The following is a 21,559-nucleotide window of genomic DNA, read 5'->3' as shown; positions in this document are numbered from 1 at the left end:
TCTCAGGCCGCCATCCGCGAGCGCGCGAGCTCGCGGAACAGCTCGCTGGTGAGCCGGTACGCCTCCGCCACCTCGGCGATGACGCGATCGCGCTCGGCGTCGTCCCACCCCGCCGCGTCGAGCTGCTCGCGGTAGACCGCGCGGAAGGCGGAGGGCGCGGCGATCTCGGCGTACAGGAAGAAGCCGACGCCGTTCGTCTCGAAGCCGAAGCGGCGCTGGAGGAGCGTCCGCACGATGGCGCAGCCCGACAGATCGCCGAGGTAGCGCGTGTAGTGGTGGGCGATGAAGCCGCCGCTCCAGCCGTCCGCCACCGTGCGGATCCGCTCGACGTACTCGGCGGTCGAGGGCAGCGGAGCGATCCGCTCGCGCCAGTCCTCGCCGACCAGGAAGCGCAGGTCCTCCGCGATCGCCGGCAGGCGGGTCAGCTGGGGGGAGAGGAAGACGGCGGCGACCGGATCGTCGGCCATCGAGTCGGCGACGGCCTCGAGCGCCTCGTAGACGAAGTAGTGCTGGGAGATCATCGCGATGTAGTCGTCGCGGCTGCCGGAGCCGGTCATCAGGGCGGTCATGAAGGCGGCGCCCTCGTCGTCGGCTCCCGACTGGCCGATCCGCTCGCGCAGCGCCTCCGAGAACGGGATCACGTTCGACACGGTGGCCTCCGTCCGGTTTCTTAGGATGGCCTTACCGTAGCCGAGCCGACCGGCCGCTGCCAGGGGCGGAGGCGATTCAGTGCCCGTGCCCGCCGTCGACGCTGCTCATCATCCCGCCCATGTCGCCCGTCCCCTCCGACGAGGCCGCGAGGGCCGGAGTCGCCAGCGCCGAGACGGTCAGCGCACCGGCGAGCAGGCCGATCACGGCGCGCGAGGCCGGCACCGAGCGCTCGGGCGCGCGCGGCGCCCTCAGCGTCCGGGCGACGACGGCCGCGGCGGCGAGCAGCAGGGCTCCCGCGGCGATCAGGGGGAGCGGGTCGCGGAGGAGGCCCGCCGCGATCACGAGGACCAGGCCCGCCGTGGCGATGGCGGCCACCGAGAGAGCCGTCCGGGGCAGCGGGAAGCGGCCGAGCGCGAGGACGGCGACGGCCCAGGCCAGCTCGACGACGCCCAGCGCGGCCAGGGGCACGGCGGCCGCGTCGCCCCGGCCCGCGGCCGACGAGACGTGCACGAGCCCCGCGCCGAGAGCGGCGAAGGCGGCGTTGCAGCGGGCGACGGTGGACATCTCACGGCTCCAGGGGCGGCGGCTCCCGGGGGAGCGCGGAAGGAGGCCCCGGATCGACACACCGCATCGTGTCGTCCGGGGCCGTTCGGTCCGTCCGCCGCGGAAAACGGCGGGCCCGCGGCGGACGGAGTCTGTGGGGGCGGCGAACCGCCCTGGTCATGCGGTCGCGGTGCGTGCTCCCGAGCGCTTCTCGAGGCCGAGGCCCGCTCCGAGGAGCACCAGGGCGCTGGCGAGGTGCAGGAAGTGGTCCGCGGTGTTGAGCGCGAGCACGTTGAGCGACGTGTTGACGAGGAAGAAGCCGACGACCCCGAGGAGCAGGTACAGGCCCCCGACCGTCGCGTTGACGGTCTTCGCGGCCGGCGCCGTCGAGAGCCCGGCGATCAGCAGCGCGCCGCCGATCAGCAGGTGCGCGACGTTGTGGAGAGGATTGACCTCGAAGATGCCGAGCAGGAGCCCGCCGTCGGTGGCGAGGAACTGCACTCCGCCGGTGACGACGAAGCCGAGCAGCCCGACGACGACGTAGACGGCGCCGAAGACCGAGGCGATCAGACGATTGGGTGAACCGGTCATGGTCTCGCAGCCTCCTCGAACCGGCGGCCTCTCGCCGCACATCCTCTCTTCGGAGCACCGGCCCGAGCGGTTTGGAGCGATCCGCGTCACGGTCCGGACACGAATGGCCCGTGCCGCGCCGGGGGCCGCCCGGTCGTCGAGGCGGCGCCCGTACAGTGGAGGGCATTCCACAAGGCGTCCGGGGGGATTCGAGGGCATGGCTCTGCAACTGAAGGCCGTGCCGTCGACGGCCGTGCTGCCGAAGGGCCTGCGGGCGAGGTCCTCGCGCCTCCTCCTCGCTTCTGCGCTGGTCCTGGCGCTCGCCGGGTGCACCGGCGGCACCGCCTCCTCGGTGCCCGCCGCGCCGGACGGGCCGGTCCCGGATGAGCTCGCGACCGCGCTCTCGGGGTTCCTCGGCGAGGCGCAGGCCGCCTCCGGTGCCACCGGAGCCGTCGCCGGCGTCTGGTCGCCGTGGGCCGGCGGCTGGGAGACCGCGATCGGGGTCGTCGGCGACGCCGACCCGACTCCGCTGACCACCGACGCGCACGTGCGCCTGGGCACAGGCGGCACCGAGGCGATGACCTGCGACGTCGTGGTCGCTCTCGCCGAGGAGGGGCGCGTCGACCTCGACGCCGACGTGGGGGAGTCGCTGACCTCGCTCCCCGGCATCGAGGGGCTCACCCTGCGCCAGCTCTGCGCGCACACCTCGGGTCTCGCCGACTTCCGCTCGGCGCTCTGGCCGACCGTGATCCAGAACCCGATCCGCGAGTGGCCGACGATGGAGCTGATCTCGGCCGCCCAGGTCCGCTCGCCCACCGCCGCCCCCGGTGCGGCGTGGTCCGACTCCTCCACAGGCCCGCTGCTCGCCGGGCTCGTGATCTCGGAGGTGACGGGGCGCAGCGTCGCCACCCTCTACGACGACTACGTGGTCCCGCGGTACGGCCTCCGGAGCACCCGGCTGCCCTCGGCGCGCGACGTCGACCTACCCGCGCCCGCGCCGCGCGGCTACTCGGCCGCCCTCGCCCCCGACGGAGGCGTGCGCTGCGACGTCCGGCGCGACGTGGGCACCGCCTCCCCGTCGGCTCTCGGCGCCGCGGGAGGCGCGGTCACCGACCTCGAGGACCTCCGCCGCCTGGCGTTCGGGCTCGCGGCCGACCCCGCGGGCGACGCCGTCTGGGCCGACGCCGTCCCGCAGGGCCAGGGGCGCCCCGACTGGCTGCTCGCCGGTCTCGGCGGTCACCAGGCCGGTCCGCTGCGCGGGTTCTCGGGAGTCGCACCCGGCTTCATCACGGCCGCCTACTCGGATCCCGAGTCGGGCCTCACCGTCGCGGTCTCCCTGAACAGCTCCACGCCCGGCCCCGACTTCGCGGCGAACGTCGCGCGCGGACTCGCGGCGATCGCCGTGGCGCAGGCCGGCGAGGGCACCGCGCCCGGTCTGCCGTGGACGGTCGACAGCGAGCGCACCGCGATCCTGACCGGCTACCCGCGCTGCTGACGCGTGGCAGGCGAGCGGTGCCGGCTGTCCGTCCGGTGCCGCCGCCCTCCGGCGGTGCGCCCTACCCTGGAGCCATGCCGATCGTTCCCGACACCAAGGACTGGACGTGGGCGGCCGAGCGCCCCTGCCTCGAGTGCGGCTTCGACGCCTCGCTGGTGGAGCCTGCCGCCGTCCCCCATCTCATCCGCGAGAACGCGGCCGCCTGGCCGTACGTCCTCGAGCGCGACGACGCCGCCGGTCGGCCCGACGACGAGACCTGGTCGCCGCTCGAGTACGCGGCGCACGTGCGCGACGTCCACCGCATCTACCGCCTGCGCCTCGGGCTGATGCTCGAGGGCGACGACCCGCTCTTCCCCAACTGGGACCAGGACGTCACCGCCGTGGAGGACCGCTACTCCGAGCAGGACCCCGCGGTCGTCGGGCGGGAGCTGGTCGACGAGGCCGAGCTGATCGCGGCCGCCTTCGAGGGGGTATCGGGCGACCAGTGGTCTCGCCCGGGCCGCCGCAGCGACGGAGCGGCCTTCACGGTCGCGACGATGGCGCGCTACTACCTCCACGACGTGGTGCACCACCTGCACGACGTCGACGGCTGAGCCGGCTCGTCAGTAGTCGATGAGCTGCGGATTCAGGAACGACAGGGTCCGCGCGTAGGCGAGGGCCGCCGAGGCGGGGCTGACCGCGTCGACGAGGTTCCCGTTGGCGAAGTGCCGCCCCGCGCCGGGGTAGGTGTGCGCCGTGACGGGGGTGCCCGCGTCCTTGAGCCGGCCGACGAACGACTCCGGATCGTCCCCCTCCGTCCACTCGTCGTGCTGCGCGTAGTGCAGGAGGGTCGGGCACGGGACGAGGGCGTGCTCCTCGCGTCCGAGGGTCGCGTAGTAGGCGACGACCGCGTCGACCAGACCCGTGGCGGCCGCGAGCAGCCCGAGGCGCCCGCCGAACCCGAACCCGATGATGGCGCTGCGCTCGGCACCCGCTGCCGCCCCCGAGCGCACCGCCTCGGTGACGGAGGCGAGCGCGCGGTCCTCGGCGGCCATCGCGGCCAGGTCCTCCGCGTCCTCGGGAGCGAGGGTCGCCCAGCCGTCGTAGAGGTCGGGGACGAGCACGTGGTAGCCGTGCTTCGCGACGGCCTCGGCGAACGGCTCCATCCAGGGGAGCCGGCCGTGGACGTCGTGCAGCACGACCACGACCGGACGACCGGGGCGCCCGAACTCGAGGGCGATGCCCGGCGACGGGATCTGGACCAGCTCTGTCACGGTCCCAGCCTGCACCGTGGAGGCCCCGGATCCGCGTGCCTGCGCCGATCCGCCCGGCGTGTCGGGCTCGGAGGACGCTCCGGCACCACCTGGCGACGTCACCCGCGGATGCACGAGATTGTCGACAATTCAGGTTAGCCTGCCCTTATGAACTCGACCTCCTCGGCCCGCCCGCTCCTCCGCTCAGCCTCGACGGTCGCCGCCGCGGTCGTCGTCCTCGCCCTCAGCGCCGGCTGCAGCGGTGCGACGGCGGCGAGCCCGGAAGCCGGAGGAGTCACGGTCGAGACCGTGCTCGGCGAGGTCACCGTGCCGGACCGCATCGAGTCGGTCGTCGTGATCGAGGGGCGCCGCGATCTGGACATCGCCCTGTCGCTCGGGCTCCCCGTGGTCGGCTTCCCGCGGGAGGAGGAGGGGGCCCTCGAGCTCGAGTCGCCGCTCGCCGGTGCCCTCGACGCCGCGGTCGCGAGCGGCGCGGAGCCGCTGTTCCTCGCCGACGAGATCAATGTGGAGGCGATCGCCGCCGCAGCGCCGTCGCTCATCATCAGCCGATCCGACGACGTCGAGCCGATCCTCGAGGAGCTCCAGGTCATCGCTCCGGTGCTGGCGATCGGCGAACAGGACGTCTCGACCTGGCAGGACGATCTCAGGCTGGTCGGCCGGGCGACCGGCACGCTCGATCGCGCCGACGAGCTGATCGCCGAGTACGAGGCCGCGGTCGCCGAGGTCTCGAGCACCTACGCCGACGTCATCGCCGCGCACGCTGTCGCGCCGATCGGCATCGACTCCGACGGATCGCAGGTGCGGCCGAACCGCCTGCTGTCCACGGTGCTGCGCGATGTCGGTGCGATGCCGACCGCGGCCTTCGCCGAGGCCGTCGAGTCGGGCGAGGGTGTCGAGTACGGCCCCGAGCAGCTGTACGACGCGCACAGGGATGCGGACGGCATCGTGGCACTCGTCAACGTCGCCGACGAGTGGGCCGCCGTGCAGGAGAACCCCCTCTGGTCGCAGCTGCCGGCGGTGCAGGCCGGCCACGTGGTGCGGTCGGACAAGTCGACGCACGAGGGCGGGCCGATGACGGCGATGCACGCCATCGAGGTCGTCGAATCGCTCTACGCCTCCTTCTGAGCGCAGTGCCGGTGGGCAGGGTCGCGCCTGGTGCGTCAGTGCGCCACGGAGTCCTCGTCGCGGCCGCCGTCGTCGGCGCGGTGCTCGTCGCCGCCGTCGCGAGTCTGCTGACGGGCACTCGCGGGCTGGATCCGGCGACGGTCCTCGCGGCGCTCTCGGGGCACGCAGGAGCGGAGGCGGAGGCGATCGTGCTCGGCCAGCGGGTGCCGCGCACGGCGATCGGCATCGCGGGAGGCGCCGCGCTCGCCCTGGGCGGGGCGCTCGTCCAGGCCCACACTCGGAACCCGCTGGCCGACCCGGGGCTGCTCGGAGTGACGGCCGGATCGGCGCTCGCCGTCGTGACCGCCGTCTCGGTGCTCGGCGTCAGCACCCCGGCCGGACACCTCTGGTTCGCCTTCGCCGGTGCCGCGATCGGCACCGTCCTCGTCGCCGCCTTCGGCGCGACCGCGCGATCGCGCCGAGACAGCGGCCCCGCCTCCCTGGTCCTCGCCGGAGCCGCGGTGTCGGCGCTGCTCAGCGCCGCCACCGGCGTGATCCTCCTCCTCGACACCGCCGCACTCGACGAGTACCGCTTCTGGACGGTCGGATCGCTCGCCGGAGGCCGCGGCGAGGAGGTACTCGGCGCGGTCCTCCCGTTCCTCCTCCTCGGAGCGGTGCTCGCCGTCTCGCAGGGCTCGACTCTGAACGCCCTCGCGCTCGGTGACGACGTCGCGGCGTCCCTCGGCCGGTCCGTCGTCGCGAGTCGGGTGGTGGGGCTGCTGGCGGTCGTCCTGCTCGTGGGAGGGGCGGTGGCCTGCGTCGGCTCCCTCGGCTTCGTGGGTCTGGTCGCCCCGCACCTCGTCCGTCGGTTCGCCGGAGGCGACCAGCGTCGGATCCTGCCCCTGTCGGCCGGAGCGGGAGCGCTGATCGTCCTGGCGGCCGACATCGTCGGGCGGGTCCTCGTCGCTCCCGCCGAGCTCCCGGTCGGTGTGACGCTGGCCGTGCTCGGCGGCCCGGCGTTCCTCGTCATCGTCCTCCGGTCCGCTCGTCGTCGTCGGCCTGACGCGGTGATCGGATGACGGGATCGCGACGTCCGCGTCTCGTCGCGGCCACCGCCTCGATCCTGGCGGTCGGGATCGCCGTGCTCTCGCTCGGCGTCGGCGACGTCCCGCTGCCTGCGGACCGAGTGCTCGAGATCCTCCTCGGCGGCGGGAGTGCGCAGGAGGAGCTCATCGTGCTGCAGCTCCGGCTCCCGCGCGCCGTCCTGGCCCTGCTGATCGGGCTCGCACTCGGAGTCTCCGGGGCGATCGTGCAGACCACGGCGCGCAACGCTCTCGCCAGCCCCGATCTGCTCGGGGTGACCGCGGGGGCCAGTGCCGGGGCGGTCGCGGTCATCGTGCTCGGCGGCTCCGGCGGGCGGGTCGCCGGGGTCCTGAGGTCAGCGGGGATCCCCGTCGCCGCCGTCGTCGGCGGCCTGCTCGCGGCCGCCCTGGTCGCCGCCGTCCTGCGCATCGTCCACTCCGGCGGTGTCCAGCCGCTGCTCGTCGGTGTCGGTGTCTCCGCCTTCTTCGGCGGGCTCGTGAGCTGGATGCTGATCGCCGCGGACATCGACGACGCGGCGCGGGCCAACGTCTGGCTCACGGGGTCGCTGAACAACCGCGGCTGGCCGGAGTCGCTCGCGGTCGCGGTGGTCGTCGTCCTCGTGATGCTCGCCCTCGCCCCCCTCGCGGCGAGGATCCCGGCGCTGACCCTGGGTCTCGAGGTCGCCCGGACGCTCGGCGTGCGGACGACGTCGACCGTCGTCGCGCTCCTGGTGCTCTCGGTGCTGCTCGTGTCGGCGGCGACGGCCGCGGCCGGACCGATAGCGTTCGTCGCTCTGGTCGCGCCGCACCTCTCCCGGATGCTCGCGCGGGCCTCCCGGGCGCCGCTCCCGGCCGCCGGAGCGATCGGCGCCGTCCTGGTCGTCGCGAGCGATCTGCTCGCCCGGATCGCACTCGCCCCTCTGATCCTGCCGGTCGGTGCGGTGACCGCCGCCATCGGCGCTCCCTTCCTCCTCTGGCTCCTCGTACGCAGAAGGACAGCACTCCGATGACCCCTCCCGCCTCCGGATTCGAGATCCGCGACCTCACGGTGTCGTACGGCCGTCACCGCGCCGTCGACAGCGTGAGCGCCCGCATCCCCGCCGGCGCGATCACCGCGGTCATCGGTCCGAACGGCTGCGGCAAGTCGACCCTGCTGCGCTCCCTCGCGGGTCTCGTCCGCGGTCCTCGGGGTCACCTCCTGCTCGACGGCCGCGACCTCGCGGACCTCCCACCGCGGCTCTACGCCCGAGAGGTCGCGATGCTGCCCCAGGCGCCCCTCGCTCCCGACGGGATGACCGTCGCCGAGCTCGTCTCGCGGGGGCGGGACCCGCATCGGAGGCTGTTCCGGCCGTGGTCCGCGGAGGACGAGAGCGTCGTGCAGGAGACGCTCGCCGCCACCGGGCTGACCGACCTCGCGCAGCGGCCGCTCGACTCGCTGTCCGGCGGTCAGCGTCAGCGCGCCTGGATCGCGATGACGGTGGCGCAGCGGACGCGGGTGATGCTGCTGGACGAGCCGACGACCTACCTCGACGTCGCGCACCAGCTCGAGGTCCTGGCTCTGATCGAGGAGCTGCACAGCCGCTCCGGTGCGACCGTCGTCATGGTGCTGCACGAGCTCAGTCTCGCCGCGCGGCACGCCGACCACCTCATCGCGATGAAGGACGGCCGCATCGTCGCGGCAGGCCCTCCCGCCGACGTCGTGACCGAGCGCGTGCTGGCCGACGTCTTCGGGATCGAGGCCGAGATCCTCGCCGACTCCCGGACCGGCCGGCCGGTCGTGGTCCCGCTCGGGCCGGCGGGAGAATGGCGGTCGTGACCTCCTCGCCCCCTGATCCGGCCCGCTCGGACGCCTCCACCGCCCGGCCGAGCGACGCGGTGCGGCGGATGATCACCTCGGGCGCGCTCGCGCCGGGGACCCGGGTCACCGAGGCGATGCTCGCGGGAGTGCTCGGCACGTCGAGGTCGCCGGTGCGCGAGGCGCTGCGCGTCCTCGAGCAGGAGGGTCTGCTCGTCTCCCTCCCGAATCGCGGAGTCACCGTCGTGCAGCTCACGCCGCAGGACGTCTACGAGATCTCGACGCTGAGACGGACCCTCGAGGAGATGGCGGTCCGGATCGGCGTTCCGGTCACCGCGCCCGAGCGCCTGCGCCGGGTCGAGAGCGCCTTCGAGCTGATGCAGGAGCACGCCGTCGCCGGGCGGGAGGAGACGGCGGCCGAGGACAGCTACCGCTTCCATCTCGCCGTCGTCGGGCTGGCGGGCCACGGCAGGCTCGAGCGGGCGTACAGCTCCCTCGCCCTGCAGCTCGCGATGGATCTGAATCGTCGCGCCCGCTCCAGCAGGGAGACGCTGATCGAGCGGGCGGAGCGGCACCGGCCGGTCCTGCAGGCGATCCGGCGGGGAGACCCGGCCGCGGTCGTGGAGGCGCTCGGAGAGGAGGCGGCTCTGCTGCCCGTTGCGCGGGCGGGTCGGCCTGCGGCGCTGACTCCCGAGGCCGCGGCCTGGCTCGACCGGGCGCGGGAACCCGGCGATGGCGGTGACTGGAGCGAATGACGGGAATTCTGGAGCGAGTGACGGGAATCGAACCCGCGCCATCTGCTTGGGAAGCAGAAGTTCTACCATTGAACTACACTCGCGCGGCGCCGTTTCGGGCGCGTCTCCCATCGTAGCAAGGCGTGCGGGAGGGCCGGAACGCGGCCGCGGCTAGGATCGGCTCGTGCTGCTCTCCGACCGCGACATCAAGTCCGAACTCACCTCCGGCCGCGTCGGTCTGGCGCCGCACGATGCATCGATGATCCAGCCGTCGTCCGTCGATGTGCGCCTCGATCGGTTCTTCCGGCTGTTCGACAACCACCGCTACCCGTACATCGATCCGGCCGAGGACCAGCCCGAGCTGACCCGGCTGGTCGAGACCCCCGCGGGGGAGGCGTTCATCCTCCACCCCGGTGAGTTCGTGCTCGGCTCGACCTACGAGGAGGTCTCGCTGCCGGACGACATCGCCGCGCGACTCGAGGGCAAGAGCTCGCTCGGGAGGCTCGGGCTCCTCACCCACTCGACCGCGGGGTTCATCGATCCGGGCTTCACCGGGCACGTGACACTCGAGCTGAGCAATGTTGCGACGCTGCCGATCATGCTCTGGCCGGGCATGAAGATCGGTCAGATGTGCTTCTTCCGCCTCAGCTCACCGGCCGAGAAGCCGTACGGCTCCGCCGAGTACAGCTCGCGCTACCAGGGCCAGCGCGGCCCGACCGCGTCGCGGTCGTCGCTGAACTTCCACCGCACCGACGTCTACTCCGACTGACCCCGGGCCCCGTCGGTCGGCTCAGCCGAGCAGGCGGGGGAGCTGCAGGACCAGCCAGGGGGAGAACGCCCACGGGGCCGCGCGGACCGCGGCGAGCGTCGCCTCCGGGTCGACCCACTCGTAGTCCATGACCTCGTCGGGCTGCGGGTTCAGCGCCTCGCGGCTCGAGAGCGTCGCGGTGTAGACGGGGCAGATCTCGTTCTCGACGACTCCGGAGGCGTCGACCGCGCGGTAGCGGAAGTCGGGCAGGGCGACCTCGAGCGACTCGAGGCGGGCGCCGAGCTCGCGCTCGGCCCGGCGCACCACCGCGTCCTCGATCCGCTCGCCGGGAGCGGGGTGGCCGCAGAACGAGTTGGTCCAGACGCCGGGCCAGGTGCGCTTCTCGAGCGCCCGCCGCGTCACGAGCAGCGCGCCGTCCGGAGCGAAGACGTGGCACGAGAACGCGAGGTGCAGGGGAGTGGCGGTGTCGTGGACCGTCGCCTTGTCGGCGACGCCGATCGCGCCGCCCGTCTCGTCGAGCAGCACCACCTGCTCGATCTCGTCGGTCAGCACCGCGATTCCTCCCGAAGTCATGACGGTAAGTCAAGCACGCTCCGGTAACTCAGCCGGCTTATTGCTAGAGAAGCGAGTTTGTTAGCCTCAGCACGTGGATACGCGAGACTCCGTAGTTCTCTCCCGGCGACGGCAGGAGCACGTCGACGCCGTGCTCGATCGCTTCTTCTCGCTGGCGCGCGCCAGAGCGGGCCGCCTCGGCCCCCGCTACCTCACGCTCTGGCAGACCCTCGAGGCCAACACCCGCGGCGGCAAGCGCTTCCGCCCCCTGATGGTCATCTCGGCCTACGAGGCCCTCGGCGGCACCGACCCTGAGGCGGCGGCCCACCTCGGCGCCGCGTTCGAGCTCCTCCACACGGCCCTGATCGTGCACGACGACGTGATCGATCGCGACTTCGTCCGCCGCGGCGGCCCGAACGTCTCGGGGAGCTACCGCGACGAGGCCACCACCGCCGGGCTCTCCATCCCGATCGCCGAGCACCGCGGCACCTCGGTCGCCGTCATCGCGGGCGACCTGGCGCTCACCGGCGCCCACCGTCTCGTCGAGGGCGTCGGAGCCGACGACGCCGTGCGCGCCCGGCTCCTCACCCTGCTCGACGAGGCCGTCTTCGCCTCAGCCGCGGGGGAGCTCGCCGACGTCGACTTCTCGCTGATGCCCGGCATGCCCACCGTCGACGAGGTGCTCGAGATGGAGCGCCTGAAGACGGCGGTGTACTCGTTCGAGGCGCCGCTGCAGGCCGGCGCGATCCTCGCGGGGGCCGTCGACGAGGTCGTCGCGGCGCTGGGCGAGTTCGGCCGCTGCATCGGCATCGCCTACCAGATCGTCGACGACCTGCTCGGGGTGTTCGGCGAGGAGGTGCAGACGGGCAAGACCACGCTCGGCGACCTCCGCGAGGGCAAGCGCACCGTCCTGATCGCCCACGCCGCGGGGACCGACTGCTGGCCCGACATCGAGGACCTGATCGGCGACGAGCATCTGAGCGGCGAGACGGCCGAGCGCGTGCGCCGGATCCTCGTGGAGTGCGGGGCCCGCAGCTACGCCGAGAACCTCGCCGACGACTTCGCGACCCGGGCCTGGCAGGCGCTCACGGTGCCCGCTGTCCCGGAGGCGTTCCGCACCGAGGTCCGCCCACTGGTCGCGAGCGTCGTGGGACGCACCCGATGAGCGCCCGCAGCACGGCCCGCGGACTCCGCCACGCGCGGACCGTCGCCACGATGCCGCACGCCGCGCCCCGCCGACGTACGGTGGCACGATGAGCCGGCAGAGCGAACTGTACGACCGCGTCGCCCACGAGGCGTCGGCGCAGGTGATCCGCCGCTACTCGACGTCGTTCGGGCTGGCCACGCGTCTGCTCGGCCCGGGTGTCCGCGAGCGGGTCGAGGACGTCTACGCGCTGGTCCGCGTCGCCGACGAGATCGTCGACGGCGTCGCCGAGGAGGCGCGGCTCGACCGCTCCGCCGTCGAGGAGGCGCTCGACGCCTTCGAGGCCGAGACCGAGCGGGCTCTCGAGACCGGCTACAGCGCCAACCTCGTCATCCACGCCTTCGCGAGGACCGCGCGGGCGACCGGTTTCGGCACCGAGCTCACGGCGCCGTTCTTCGCCTCGATGCGCGCCGACCTCCGCGAGACCGAGCACACTCCCGAGTCGTTCGAGGCCTACGTCTACGGCTCGGCCGAGGTCGTCGGGCTGATGTGCCTGCACGTGTTCCTCGCGGCTCCTGATGCGGGTCTCGTCTCCCCCGCGCAGCGCGAGCGTCTCGTCGCCGGCGCGCGCCGCCTGGGCTCGGCGTTCCAGAAGGTCAACTTCCTCCGCGATCTGGCGGCGGATGTCGACGGGCTCGGACGCAGCTACTTCCCGGGCGTCGACCCGCGCGACTTCTCCGAGCAGGACAAGGCGATCCTCCTCGCCGACCTCGACGCCGACCTCGAGGCGGCCGCCGCGATCGTGCCCGAGCTGCCCCGCTCGTCGCGCCGGGCCGTGCGTCTCGCGCACTCGCTGTTCGAGGCGCTGGCGGACCGCATCCGCGAGACGCCCGCCGAGGAGCTCCTGCGCGCCCGCGTCAGCGTGCCGACCGCGACCAAGGCCGCGCTCGCCGCCCGCGCGGCGGTCTCGACTCTCGGACCGCGACTCGGTCAGGGACCCGCCCGTGCCGCTCGCTCGCAGTCCGGATCGCACCGCGCGGTCGTGATCGGCGGCGGGATCGGCGGTCTCGCCTCCGCGGCTCTGCTCGCCCGCGACGGCTTCGACGTCACCCTGCTCGAGGCGAAGGACGTCGTCGGCGGTCGCGCCGGCTCATGGGAGAAGGACGGCTTCCGCTTCGACACCGGACCCTCGTGGTACCTGATGCCCGAGGTGTTCGACCACTTCTTCCAGCTGATGGGCTCGAGCGCCGCGGAGCGCCTCGACCTCGTCACGCTCGACCCGGGCTACCGGGTCTACAGCGAGGGGATCGAGGAGCCGATCGACGTGCTCGCCGACCTCGAGTCGAACCTCGCCCTGTTCGAGCGCATCGAGCCCGGCGCGGGCGAGCGCGTGCGCTCCTACCTCGACTCGGCCCGGGACACCTACGAGGTCGCGAAGCGCCGCTTCCTCTACACGAGCTTCTCGTCGTTCCTGCCGCTGCTGCGCCGCGACGTGCTGAGTCGCACGAGCACGCTCGGGCGCCTGCTCCTCACTCCGCTCGACACCCTCGCCGGCAAGACGGTCACCGACAACCGGCTCCGCCAGATCCTCGGCTACCCGGCCGTGTTCCTCGGCTCCTCGCCGTTCAGTGCGCCGAGCATGTACCACCTGATGAGCCACCTCGACCTGGCCGACGGCGTGCTCTACCCGATGGGCGGCATCACGACGCTGATCGACGCCGTGCGGGACGTCGCCGAGGAGGCGGGGGTGCGCATCCGCACCTCGTCGCCGGCCACGCGGATCCTCACCGCCCGCGCCCCGCGCGGCAGCCGCCGGGACGCCGAGGTCGTCGGCGTCGAGTTCGAGGGGCCGGAGGGGACCGGGCAGATCGCCGCCGACCTCGTCGTGAACGCCTCCGACCTCTTCACCACCGAGCAGTCGCTGCTGCCCGACGAGCTGCGCACCTACCCGCCGTCGTACTGGGAGAACCGCGAGCCCGGCCCGAGCGCCGTCCTCGTGCTGCTCGGTGTGCGCGGGGAGCTGCCCCAGCTCGAGCACCACACCCTGCTCTTCACGCAGGACTGGCGCGACAACTTCGGCCGCATCTTCGGCGAGAACCCCTCGGTGCCGGACCCGGCCTCGATCTACGTCTGCCGCCCGAGCGCGACCGACCCCTCGGTCGCTCCGGAGGGGCACGAGAACCTGTTCGTGCTCGTGCCGATCCCGGCCGACACCTCGATCGGGCACGGCGGAGTCGACGGCGCGGGCGATGCGCGCGTCGAGGCCATCGCCGACGCCGTGATCGAGCAGATCGCGACCTGGACCGGAGCGACCGACCTCGCCGAGCGCATCGTCGTCCGCCGGACCATCGGCCCGGCGGATTTCGAGAGCGACCTCGGCGCGTGGCGCGGCTCGATGCTCGGCCCGTCGCACGTGCTCTCGCAGAGCGCCTTCTTCCGCGCCGGCAACATCAGCAAGCACGTCGACGGCCTGCTCTTCGCGGGAAGCTCGACGATCCCGGGCATCGGCCTGCCGATGTGCCTGATCAGCGCCGAGGTGATGCTCAAGCGGGTGCGCGGCGACGTCTCGACCGAGCCGCTGCCGGTGCGCGACGCCCCGGCGGCGCCCGTCGCGCCCGACGTGACGGAGGCGTCCCGCGTCCCGGTCGCGGTCGCGGGGGAGTAGCCGGTGGGGTTCCTCTACCTGCTGGCGCTCGCCGTCTCGATCACCGGGATGGTCGTGCTCGACAGGCGCTTCCGCCTGTTCTTCTGGGCCGACGCGCGGCGCGCGGCGATCGTGCTGCCGGTCGGCGTCGTCTTCTTCCTGATCTGGGATCTCGTCGGCATCGGTCTCGGCGTGTTCTTCCGCGGCGAGACGCCCTACATGATCGGCATCCAGCTCGCGCCGGAGCTGCCCATCGAGGAGGTCCTCTTCCTCACCCTGCTCTGCTACCTGAGCATGGACGTGCACGGGTTCCTCTCGAACCGCGCCGCCCGGCGACCGGAGGTGCGCGCATGACCTACCTCCTCCTCAACGCCGTCTTCCTCGCGGTCGTGCTGGTGGTCGTCGCGATCGCGTGGCGGCGCCTCCGCCCCGCCGCCGTGCTCGGCACGCTCGCCGTGCTGCTGGTGATGACCGCCGTGTTCGACAACGTGATGATCGGGGTGGGACTCCTGGTCGCCTACGACGACGAGCTGATCTCGGGCATCCGGATCGGAGTGGCCCCCATCGAGGACTTCGCCTACGCGATCGCCGCCGCGCTCCTGCTGCCCGCGCTCTGGACCCTCCTCCCCGCGCGTCGACGGAGCGCCTCGTGAAGCGGCTGCGCGCGCTGTTCGTCTCGAGCCGCCCGCTGAGCTGGGTCAACACGGCGTACCCGTTCGCGGCCGCCTACCTGCTGACCACGCGCGAGATCGACCTCGCCTTCGTGCTCGGCACGCTCTACTTCCTCATCCCGTACAATCTCGCGATGTACGGCATCAACGACGTCTTCGACTACGAGTCCGACCTCCGCAATCCTCGCAAGGGCGGAGTGGAGGGAGCGGTCCTCGACCGCGGCGAGCACCGCGCGACGCTGATCGCCGCGGTCGTGACGAACGTGCCGTTCCTCGTGGCCCTGGTCCTGCTCGGCTCGCCGGTGTCGTGGCTGGTGCTCGCGATCAGCGTCTTCGCGGTGATCGCCTACAGTGCTCCAGGGCTGCGGTTCAAGGAGCGCCCGTTCGTCGACTCGCTGACCTCGGCCACGCACTTCGTCAGCCCCGCCGTGTACGGCATCGCGCTGGCGGGCACGGTCGTGAACCCGCCGCTCGTGGCGCTGCTCGTCGCGTTCTTCCTCTGGGGGATCGCGAGCCACGCCTTCGGCGCGGTGCAGGACATCCTCGCGGACCGGGCGGGCGGTATCGCCTCCATCGCCACCGTCATCGGGGCGAGGGCGACCAGCCGCTTCGCGATCGCCGCGTACGTCGCGAGCGGGCTGCTCCTGCTCCTGCTGCCGTGGCCGGGCACCCTCGCCGCGATCCTCGCGGTGCCGTACGCAGTGAGCGTCTGGCCCTACCGCTCGCTCACCGACGCGGAGGCCGAGCGAGCGAACGCCGGCTGGAAGCGCTTCCTCGCGCTCAACTTCCTGACCGGCTTCCTGGTCACCCTGCTGCTGATCGTCTTCTGGCTCGCCACCTGACCGGCGGGCGGGGGTGGGCTCCGGCGCCGACTTCCCCCATGCTGGTCGAGTAGCCCCGCAGGGGCGTATCGAGACCCGCCAGCTTCAGGAGATGAGGCGCCTGACCGGGTCTTCTGATGGACGTGGATCTCGACACGCCCGCCTCCGCTCAGAAGAGGTGGTGCGGCGCGACGATCAGGACGATGACGACGGCGAGGCCCGCGAGCAGGGCGAGGACGAGGGCGGCGTAGCCGACGCGCTTCGCCAGGCGCCGGGCACGCGCGGCTCCCGAGGACTTGCGCTTCTTCTTGACGCGGATCGACGCGGGGCGGTCGGGGACGCTCGTGGGCCCCGCGGCGGGCGCGGTCGGCCACTCGGACGAGGGGCTCGTCGACGGCGCGTCGACGGCGGGCTCGGAGGTCCGGGTGTGCCGCTCCGGGCCCCGGGGTGCCCCGTCGCGCTCGTGCGTGTCCTGTCGCGCCATCGCGTGCTCCTCCATCCGGCCGGGGCCGATCGTGCTGTCGCCGCGGCGAGCGGCTCGGTCACTCTAGGGGAGGGCCGAGGCGTCGCGCTCGGTCGGCGCGGGAGTCGCGGAGGCGGTCGGCGGGCGCTTGACCGGGAGCAGCAGCACGAGCCCGACGGCGAGCACCAGGACCAGGCCGAGGATGCCCCAGTACTGCACGTTCGCCTCGTCGCCACCGGAGGCGACGGCGGCGATCGACACGAACGCCGCGAAGGCCGCGGGGGCCAGGAACGACGCGGCGCGTCCGGTGGTCGCGTAGAGGCCGAAGATCTCGCCCTCCCGCCCCTCGGGGATCAGGCGGGCCAGATAGCTGCGGCTCGCCGACTGGGCGGGGCCGACGAACAGGCAGAGCAGGAGTCCGAAGATCCAGAACACCGTCTGGCCGCCGTCGTGCAGCACGAACACCGCGGTCCCGCAGATCACCAGGCCCACCAGGGAGGCGACGATCACGGCCTTGGGCCCCACGCGGTCGTCGAGCGCACCGACCGAGATGGTCGCCACTCCGGCCACCAGGTTCGCCGCGATCGCGAAGAGGATCACCTCGCCCGGGCTGAAGCCGAAGGTGCCCTGGGCGAGGACTCCGCCGAAGGTGAACACTCCGGTCAGTCCGTCGCGGAACACCGCGCTGGCGATGAGGAAGGCGACCGTGCTGGGGCTCTCGTGCCAGAGCGCCCGGATCTGCCGGAAGAGCGCGCGATAGGAGGCGATGATGCCGACCCTGCTGGCTCCGGAGGCGGTGGCCGGCGTCTCGGGAACCGCCAGGAGCACCGGCAGGGCGAAGACGGCGAACCACACGCCCGCGAGCAGGATCGAGACCCGCACGTCGAGGCCGTCGTCGCCGGTGACGCCGAAGAGCCCCACCTCGGGCGAGATGAAGCCGAAGTAGACGATGAGGAGCAGGACGATGCCGCCCACGTACCCCATGCCCCAGCCGAAGCCCGAGACGCGGCCGATGCTCGCGCGCGTCGAGACCTGCGTCAGCATGGCGTTGTAGTTGACGCTCGCGAACTCGAAGAAGACGGTGCCGACGGCGAGCAGCAGCAGGCCGAGCCAGAGGAACGCGGGGTCGGGGCGCACGAAGAACATCAGCAGGATGCAGACGACGACCACGGCCGAGTGGATGCCGAGCCACAGCCTCCGCCGCCCGCCGAGATCGGCCCGTCGCCCGGTGATCGGCGCGATCAGCGCGACGACCAGTCCGGCTCCCGCGAGCGACCAGCCGAGTGCCGCGGAGACGCCGGTCGAGGTGCCGAAGAGCCCGTCGCTGGTCAGGTAGACCGTGAAGACGAAGGTGGTGACGACCGCGTTGAAGGCCGAGCCGCCCCAGTCCCAGAGAGCCCAGGCGACGACGGGCCAGCGACGGGTGCGGTCTGTCATGCGATCACCGTAGGGCGCCCGGGTGAACTGCGGGTACCGGGCGGCACCGCTCCCTGAGAGTTGAGCCGACTCCGCTCAAGTTCTACGCCGTCGACTTGACTCGACGGAACAGCTGCGTAAACTTGAGCGTGCGGGGCTCAACTCCCACCGGGTCGATTCCGGCGGGGCCCGAGCCCGCAACAGTCTTCCCGCAGTCCCGCAGTCAACTGAACGGCCCGACGGCCGCTCGCGAAGGAGAAACACGCATATGTCCCGTGCCGTAGGCATCGACCTGGGAACCACCAACTCGGTCGTGGCCGTCCTCGAGGGTGGCGAGCCCACCGTCATCGCGAACGCCGAGGGCTTCCGCACCACCCCGTCCGTCGTCGCGTTCACCAAGGACGGCGAGGTGCTCGTCGGCGAGACCGCGAAGCGCCAGGCCGTCACCAACGTCGACCGCACCCTCGCGTCCGTCAAGCGCCACATGGGCACCGACTGGACCTTCGCGGTCGAGGACAAGAAGTACACCCCGCAGGAGATCTCGGCCCGCATCCTCGGCAAGCTCAAGCGCGACGCCGAGCAGTACCTGGGCGAGAAGGTGACCGACGCGGTCATCACCGTCCCGGCCTACTTCAACGACGCCGAGCGCCAGGCCACGAAGGACGCCGGCGAGATCGCCGGTCTGAACGTCCTCCGCATCATCAACGAGCCGACCGCCGCGGCGCTCGCCTACGGCCTCGACAAGGGCAAGGAGGACGAGCTCATCCTCGTCTTCGACCTCGGTGGCGGAACCTTCGACGTCTCCCTCCTCGAGGTGGGCAAGGACGACGACTTCTCGACCATCCAGGTCCGCTCGACCTCGGGCGACAACCGCCTCGGCGGCGACGACTGGGACCAGCGCGTCGTCGACTACCTGGTCAAGCGCTTCAAGGACTCGACCGGCGTCGACGTCTCGAAGGACAAGATCGCCCGTCAGCGCCTCAAGGAGGCCGCCGAGCAGGCCAAGAAGGAGCTCTCCTCGAGCACCTCGACGAGCATCCAGCTGCCCTACCTCTCGCTCACCGAGAACGGCCCCGCGAACCTCGACGAGACGCTCACCCGCGCCAAGTTCGAGGAGCTCACGAGCGACCTGATCGAGCGCACCCGCAAGCCGTTCACCGACGTCATCGCCGAGGCCGGAGTCAAGGTCGACGACATCGCGCACGTCGTGCTCGTCGGCGGCTCGACCCGCATGCCGGCCGTGGCCGAGCTCGTCAAGAAGCTCACCGGCGGCAAGGAGCCCAACAAGGGCGTCAACCCGGACGAGGTCGTCGCCGTCGGCGCCGCGCTCCAGGCCGGTGTCCTCAAGGGCGAGCGCAAGGACGTCCTGCTCATCGACGTCACGCCGCTCTCGCTCGGCATCGAGACCAAGGGAGGGATCATGACCAAGCTCATCGAGCGCAACACCGCGATCCCGACCAAGCGCTCCGAGACCTTCACCACGGCCGACGACAACCAGCCGTCCGTCGCGATCCAGGTGTTCCAGGGCGAGCGCGAGTTCACCCGCGACAACAAGAACCTCGGAACCTTCGAGCTGACCGGCATCGCGCCCGCCCCCCGCGGGATCCCGCAGGTCGAGGTCACCTTCGACATCGACGCCAACGGCATCGTGCACGTGTCCGCGAAGGACAAGGGCACCGGCAAGGAGCAGTCGATGACGATCACCGGCGGCTCGTCGCTGCCGAAGGACGACATCGAGCGCATGGTCCGCGAGGCCGAGGAGCACGCGGCCGAGGACAAGGCCCGCCGCGAGGCGGCCGAGATCCGCAACAACGCCGAGACCCTCGCCTACTCGATCGACAAGCTGATCAAGGAGAACGAGGACAAGCTGCCCGAGGACGTCAAGACCGAGGTGCAGGGCGACGTCGACGCGCTGAAGACCGCGCTCGCCGGCGACGACGACGCGGCCGTCAAGACCGCGTTCGACGCGCTGAACGCCTCGCAGACCAAGATCGGCCAGGCCATCTACTCGCAGCAGTCGGCCGACCAGGCCGCCCCTCAGGACGCCCCGGCCGAGGACGAGAAGAAGGACGACGAGGACATCGTCGACGCCGAGGTCATCGACGACGACGAGCCGAAGGACACGAAGTAACGATGGGCAAGCACAACCTGCCGCACGACGAGGGCACACCCGAGGAGCCCACCGAGGGCACCGGACCCGCCGACGGGACCGAGGCGGCCGCCGCCGCCCAGGACTCCGAGGGACTGATCGAGGCCGAGGGGCCCGACGTCGAGACCAGCCTCTCCGACGCCGACCTCTCGTTCCTCTCGGGACAGTCCGACGCCGAGACGCTCGCAGCGGAGCACCTCGCCGACCTCCAGCGGGTGACCGCGGAGTACGCGAACTACCGCAAGCGCACGGAGTCGAACCGCCAGGTCGAGAAGGAGCGGGCCATCGGCGACGCGGTGAAGGTCATACTGCCCGTGCTCGACGACCTCGATCGCGCCGAGAAGCACGGCGACCTGGCCGAGGGCGGGCCGTTCACCGCCATCGCGCAGAAGCTGCGCGGCGGGATGGAGAAGCTCGGGCTCGTGAAGACCGGCGCCGTGGGGGATCTGTTCGACCCGAACATCCACGAGGCGATCTTCCAGCAGCCCACTCCCGGCGCCGAGACCTCCACGGTCGCCGACGTCGTCGAGTCGGGCTACTACCTCGGAGGCTCGCTGCTGCGGGCCGCCCGGGTGGTCGTGGCCGTCCCCGCCGACTGACCCACCTCCGCACCACCGCGAGGGACCCCGCCCGCCAGGCACTGCAGGGCGGCCGGGGTCCCTCGCACCACACGACACAGGAAGAGGCGCATGGCCAGCCAGGATTGGTTCGACAAGGACTTCTACAAGGTCCTCGGCGTGCCCAAGGACGTGTCCGAGGCGGATCTGAAGAAGACCTACCGCAAGCTCGCCCGGCAGTTCCACCCCGACTCCAACCCCGGGGACGCCAAGGCGGAGGCGCGGTTCAAGGAGATCAGCGAGGCGTACACCGTCCTCTCCGACACCGAGCAGCGCAAGGAGTACGACCAGATCCGCGCGATGGGCGGCGGCGCCCGCTTCACCGCGGCCGGCGGCCAGCCCGGCGGCTTCGACGACGTCTTCGGCAACGTGTTCAACCAGGCCGGCGGTCGCTCCACCTACAGCACCCAGCAGGGCCCGCCCGCGGGCTTCGAGGACATCCTCGGCGGCATGTTCGGCAACGCCGGCGGCGGCCGCTTCGGCCAGCCGAGCGGCGGGTTCCGCGGCTTCGGCGGCCCGCAGAAGGGCGCCGACGTCACGGCCAGCACCACCATCGACTTCCGCACCGCCACCCGCGGCGACACCGTGCAGCTCCAGACCGGCGAGGGCCGCGCGCTCTCGGTGCGCATCCCCGCCGGAGTGGCCGACCAGCAGAAGATCCGCGTGCGCGGCAAGGGCCGCCCGAGCCCCGACGGAGGCGAGCCCGGCGATCTCGTGCTGACCGTCGCCGTGCGCAAGCACCCGGTCTTCGAGCGCGACGGACTGAACCTCCGCGTGAACGTGCCCGTCACCTTCGTCGAGGCCGTCTTCGGTGCGACGATCGAGGTGCCCACCCTCGGGGGCGACCCCGTGAAGCTCCGGGTCGCCCCCGGCACGCCGAGCGGCCGAGTGCTGCGCGTGAAGGGCCGCGGAGTCGCGACGGGCAAGGGCACCGGTGATCTGCTCGCGGTGATCCAGGTCGCCGTCCCCGACCACCTCTCCGCCGCCGCCAGGGACGCCCTCGAGGCGTTCGCGGCCGCCGAGCCGGGGGAGAACCCGCGCGAGGACATCCTGGAGAAGGCCCGCTACTAGGGTCCGACCCGCCAG

Annotated in this window: 23 protein-coding genes and 1 tRNA gene; 16 read left to right on the top strand and 8 right to left on the bottom strand. The window is 72.3% G+C overall.

All coding sequences use genetic code 11. The features are described 5' to 3' along the window. Positions 1 to 2: 2 nt before the first annotated feature. From GRS96_RS17970 to GRS96_RS17960, 3 genes are all read right to left on the bottom strand, one after another. Positions 3 to 650 carry a biliverdin-producing heme oxygenase gene (locus GRS96_RS17970; protein WP_159852877.1) on the bottom strand — a complete coding sequence of 216 codons (648 nt, stop codon included), beginning with the start codon at positions 648 to 650 and terminating at the stop codon, positions 3 to 5. 76 nt (positions 651 to 726) lie between these two features. Then, positions 727 to 1,215: a hypothetical protein gene (locus GRS96_RS17965; protein ID WP_159852875.1), complete on the bottom strand. Its 489-nt coding sequence runs from the start codon at positions 1,213 to 1,215 to the stop codon at positions 727 to 729. A gap of 156 nt (positions 1,216 to 1,371) precedes the next feature. Further along, positions 1,372 to 1,785 (bottom strand): DUF4383 domain-containing protein, encoded by a 414-nt coding sequence (locus tag GRS96_RS17960; protein ID WP_159852873.1) that lies wholly within the window; start codon positions 1,783 to 1,785, stop codon positions 1,372 to 1,374. Positions 1,786 to 1,981: 196 nt separating this feature from the next. On the opposite strand from GRS96_RS17960, the gene GRS96_RS17955 reads away from it, so the two are divergent. Both GRS96_RS17955 and GRS96_RS17950 read left to right on the top strand, forming a co-directional pair. After that, on the top strand, positions 1,982 to 3,259 hold the full coding sequence (locus tag GRS96_RS17955; RefSeq protein ID WP_159989113.1) for a serine hydrolase domain-containing protein: 1,278 nt from the start codon (positions 1,982 to 1,984) through the stop codon (positions 3,257 to 3,259). A 74-nt stretch (positions 3,260 to 3,333) separates the two neighbouring features. Next, entirely contained in the window at positions 3,334 to 3,852 is a 519-nt protein-coding gene (locus tag GRS96_RS17950) for a DinB family protein (RefSeq protein ID WP_159989112.1), read from the top strand. 9 nt (positions 3,853 to 3,861) lie between these two features. On the opposite strand, the gene GRS96_RS17945 is transcribed toward GRS96_RS17950, so the two are convergent. Then, on the bottom strand, positions 3,862 to 4,512 hold the full coding sequence (locus GRS96_RS17945; protein ID WP_159852867.1) for a dienelactone hydrolase family protein: 651 nt from the start codon (positions 4,510 to 4,512) through the stop codon (positions 3,862 to 3,864). Between the two features lie 147 nt (positions 4,513 to 4,659). On the opposite strand from GRS96_RS17945, the gene GRS96_RS17940 reads away from it, so the two are divergent. The 5 genes from GRS96_RS17940 to GRS96_RS17920 are packed head-to-tail and all read left to right on the top strand — an operon-like array spanning position 4,660 to position 9,248. Then, positions 4,660 to 5,637, top strand: a complete 978-nt coding sequence (locus GRS96_RS17940; protein WP_159852865.1) for an ABC transporter substrate-binding protein — start codon at positions 4,660 to 4,662, stop codon at positions 5,635 to 5,637. A gap of 38 nt (positions 5,638 to 5,675) precedes the next feature. Continuing rightward, a complete protein-coding gene (locus GRS96_RS17935) occupies positions 5,676 to 6,695 on the top strand; it encodes a FecCD family ABC transporter permease (protein ID WP_204162109.1) in 1,020 nt (339 codons plus the stop codon). Continuing rightward, entirely contained in the window at positions 6,692 to 7,708 is a 1,017-nt protein-coding gene (locus GRS96_RS17930) for a FecCD family ABC transporter permease (RefSeq protein WP_159989111.1), read from the top strand. The genes GRS96_RS17935 and GRS96_RS17930 overlap by 4 nt, the downstream gene beginning before the upstream one ends. Beyond that, complete coding sequence (locus tag GRS96_RS17925; protein ID WP_159852861.1) at positions 7,705 to 8,514, top strand: ABC transporter ATP-binding protein; 810 nt, start codon at positions 7,705 to 7,707, stop codon at positions 8,512 to 8,514. The genes GRS96_RS17930 and GRS96_RS17925 overlap by 4 nt, the downstream gene beginning before the upstream one ends. After that, positions 8,511 to 9,248, top strand: a complete 738-nt coding sequence (locus GRS96_RS17920; RefSeq protein ID WP_159989110.1) for a GntR family transcriptional regulator — start codon at positions 8,511 to 8,513, stop codon at positions 9,246 to 9,248. Before GRS96_RS17925 ends, GRS96_RS17920 begins: the two co-directional genes overlap by 4 nt. Before the next feature lie 9 nt (positions 9,249 to 9,257). Here GRS96_RS17920 and GRS96_RS17915 read toward each other — a convergent pair. Continuing rightward, positions 9,258 to 9,331: transfer RNA gene (locus GRS96_RS17915), tRNA-Gly, on the bottom strand. Between the two features lie 80 nt (positions 9,332 to 9,411). Here GRS96_RS17915 and dcd point away from each other — a divergent pair. Beyond that, positions 9,412 to 9,996, top strand: a complete 585-nt coding sequence (gene dcd / locus GRS96_RS17910; protein WP_159852857.1) for a dCTP deaminase — start codon at positions 9,412 to 9,414, stop codon at positions 9,994 to 9,996. Between the two features lie 21 nt (positions 9,997 to 10,017). Here dcd and idi read toward each other — a convergent pair whose 3' ends face one another. Then, positions 10,018 to 10,545 (bottom strand): isopentenyl-diphosphate Delta-isomerase, encoded by a 528-nt coding sequence (idi, locus tag GRS96_RS17905; RefSeq protein WP_159853282.1) that lies wholly within the window; start codon positions 10,543 to 10,545, stop codon positions 10,018 to 10,020. A 97-nt stretch (positions 10,546 to 10,642) separates the two neighbouring features. Here idi and GRS96_RS17900 point away from each other — a divergent pair, with 97 nt between their 5' ends. The 5 genes from GRS96_RS17900 to GRS96_RS17880 all read left to right on the top strand — a co-directional run bounded on the left by GRS96_RS17900 (position 10,643) and on the right by GRS96_RS17880 (position 15,849). Continuing rightward, positions 10,643 to 11,713, top strand: a complete 1,071-nt coding sequence (locus GRS96_RS17900) for a polyprenyl synthetase family protein (protein WP_159989109.1) — start codon at positions 10,643 to 10,645, stop codon at positions 11,711 to 11,713. An 88-nt stretch (positions 11,714 to 11,801) separates the two neighbouring features. Beyond that, on the top strand, positions 11,802 to 14,357 hold the full coding sequence (gene crtI, locus GRS96_RS20850) for a phytoene desaturase family protein (protein ID WP_159989108.1): 2,556 nt from the start codon (positions 11,802 to 11,804) through the stop codon (positions 14,355 to 14,357). 3 nt (positions 14,358 to 14,360) lie between these two features. Then, the gene (locus tag GRS96_RS17890; protein WP_159989107.1) at positions 14,361 to 14,690 is read left to right on the top strand and encodes a lycopene cyclase domain-containing protein; all 330 of its coding nucleotides are present in this window, start codon (positions 14,361 to 14,363) and stop codon (positions 14,688 to 14,690) included. Further along, the gene (locus GRS96_RS17885; RefSeq protein ID WP_159852849.1) at positions 14,687 to 14,989 is read left to right on the top strand and encodes a lycopene cyclase domain-containing protein; all 303 of its coding nucleotides are present in this window, start codon (positions 14,687 to 14,689) and stop codon (positions 14,987 to 14,989) included. The genes GRS96_RS17890 and GRS96_RS17885 overlap by 4 nt, the downstream gene beginning before the upstream one ends. Continuing rightward, on the top strand, positions 14,986 to 15,849 hold the full coding sequence (locus GRS96_RS17880; protein ID WP_159852847.1) for a prenyltransferase: 864 nt from the start codon (positions 14,986 to 14,988) through the stop codon (positions 15,847 to 15,849). Before GRS96_RS17885 ends, GRS96_RS17880 begins: the two co-directional genes overlap by 4 nt. A 148-nt stretch (positions 15,850 to 15,997) precedes the next feature. Here GRS96_RS17880 and GRS96_RS17875 read toward each other — a convergent pair whose 3' ends face one another. Together GRS96_RS17875 and GRS96_RS17870 are read right to left on the bottom strand one after the other, a co-directional pair. Further along, positions 15,998 to 16,312, bottom strand: coding sequence for a hypothetical protein (locus GRS96_RS17875; RefSeq protein ID WP_159852845.1), 315 nt, complete (start codon positions 16,310 to 16,312; stop codon positions 15,998 to 16,000). A 63-nt stretch (positions 16,313 to 16,375) separates the two neighbouring features. Continuing rightward, entirely contained in the window at positions 16,376 to 17,728 is a 1,353-nt protein-coding gene (locus GRS96_RS17870) for an MFS transporter (RefSeq protein WP_159852843.1), read from the bottom strand. Between the two features lie 247 nt (positions 17,729 to 17,975). Between GRS96_RS17870 and dnaK the strand changes: the two genes are divergently transcribed. The 3 genes from dnaK to GRS96_RS17855 all read left to right on the top strand — a co-directional run bounded on the left by dnaK (position 17,976) and on the right by GRS96_RS17855 (position 21,544). Then, positions 17,976 to 19,838 (top strand): molecular chaperone DnaK, encoded by a 1,863-nt coding sequence (gene dnaK, locus GRS96_RS17865; RefSeq protein WP_159852841.1) that lies wholly within the window; start codon positions 17,976 to 17,978, stop codon positions 19,836 to 19,838. A 2-nt stretch (positions 19,839 to 19,840) separates the two neighbouring features. Continuing rightward, on the top strand, positions 19,841 to 20,455 hold the full coding sequence (locus GRS96_RS17860; protein WP_159852839.1) for a nucleotide exchange factor GrpE: 615 nt from the start codon (positions 19,841 to 19,843) through the stop codon (positions 20,453 to 20,455). Positions 20,456 to 20,545: 90 nt separating this feature from the next. After that, positions 20,546 to 21,544: a DnaJ C-terminal domain-containing protein gene (locus tag GRS96_RS17855; protein WP_159852837.1), complete on the top strand. Its 999-nt coding sequence runs from the start codon at positions 20,546 to 20,548 to the stop codon at positions 21,542 to 21,544. Positions 21,545 to 21,559 lie beyond the last annotated feature (15 nt).

This window comes from Rathayibacter sp. VKM Ac-2803, from assembly GCF_009807175.1.
Taxonomy (GTDB): Bacteria; Actinomycetota; Actinomycetes; order Actinomycetales; family Microbacteriaceae; genus Rathayibacter.
The sequence above is the reverse complement of the archived record's forward strand: the minus strand, read 5'-3'. Positions and strand labels throughout refer to the sequence as shown.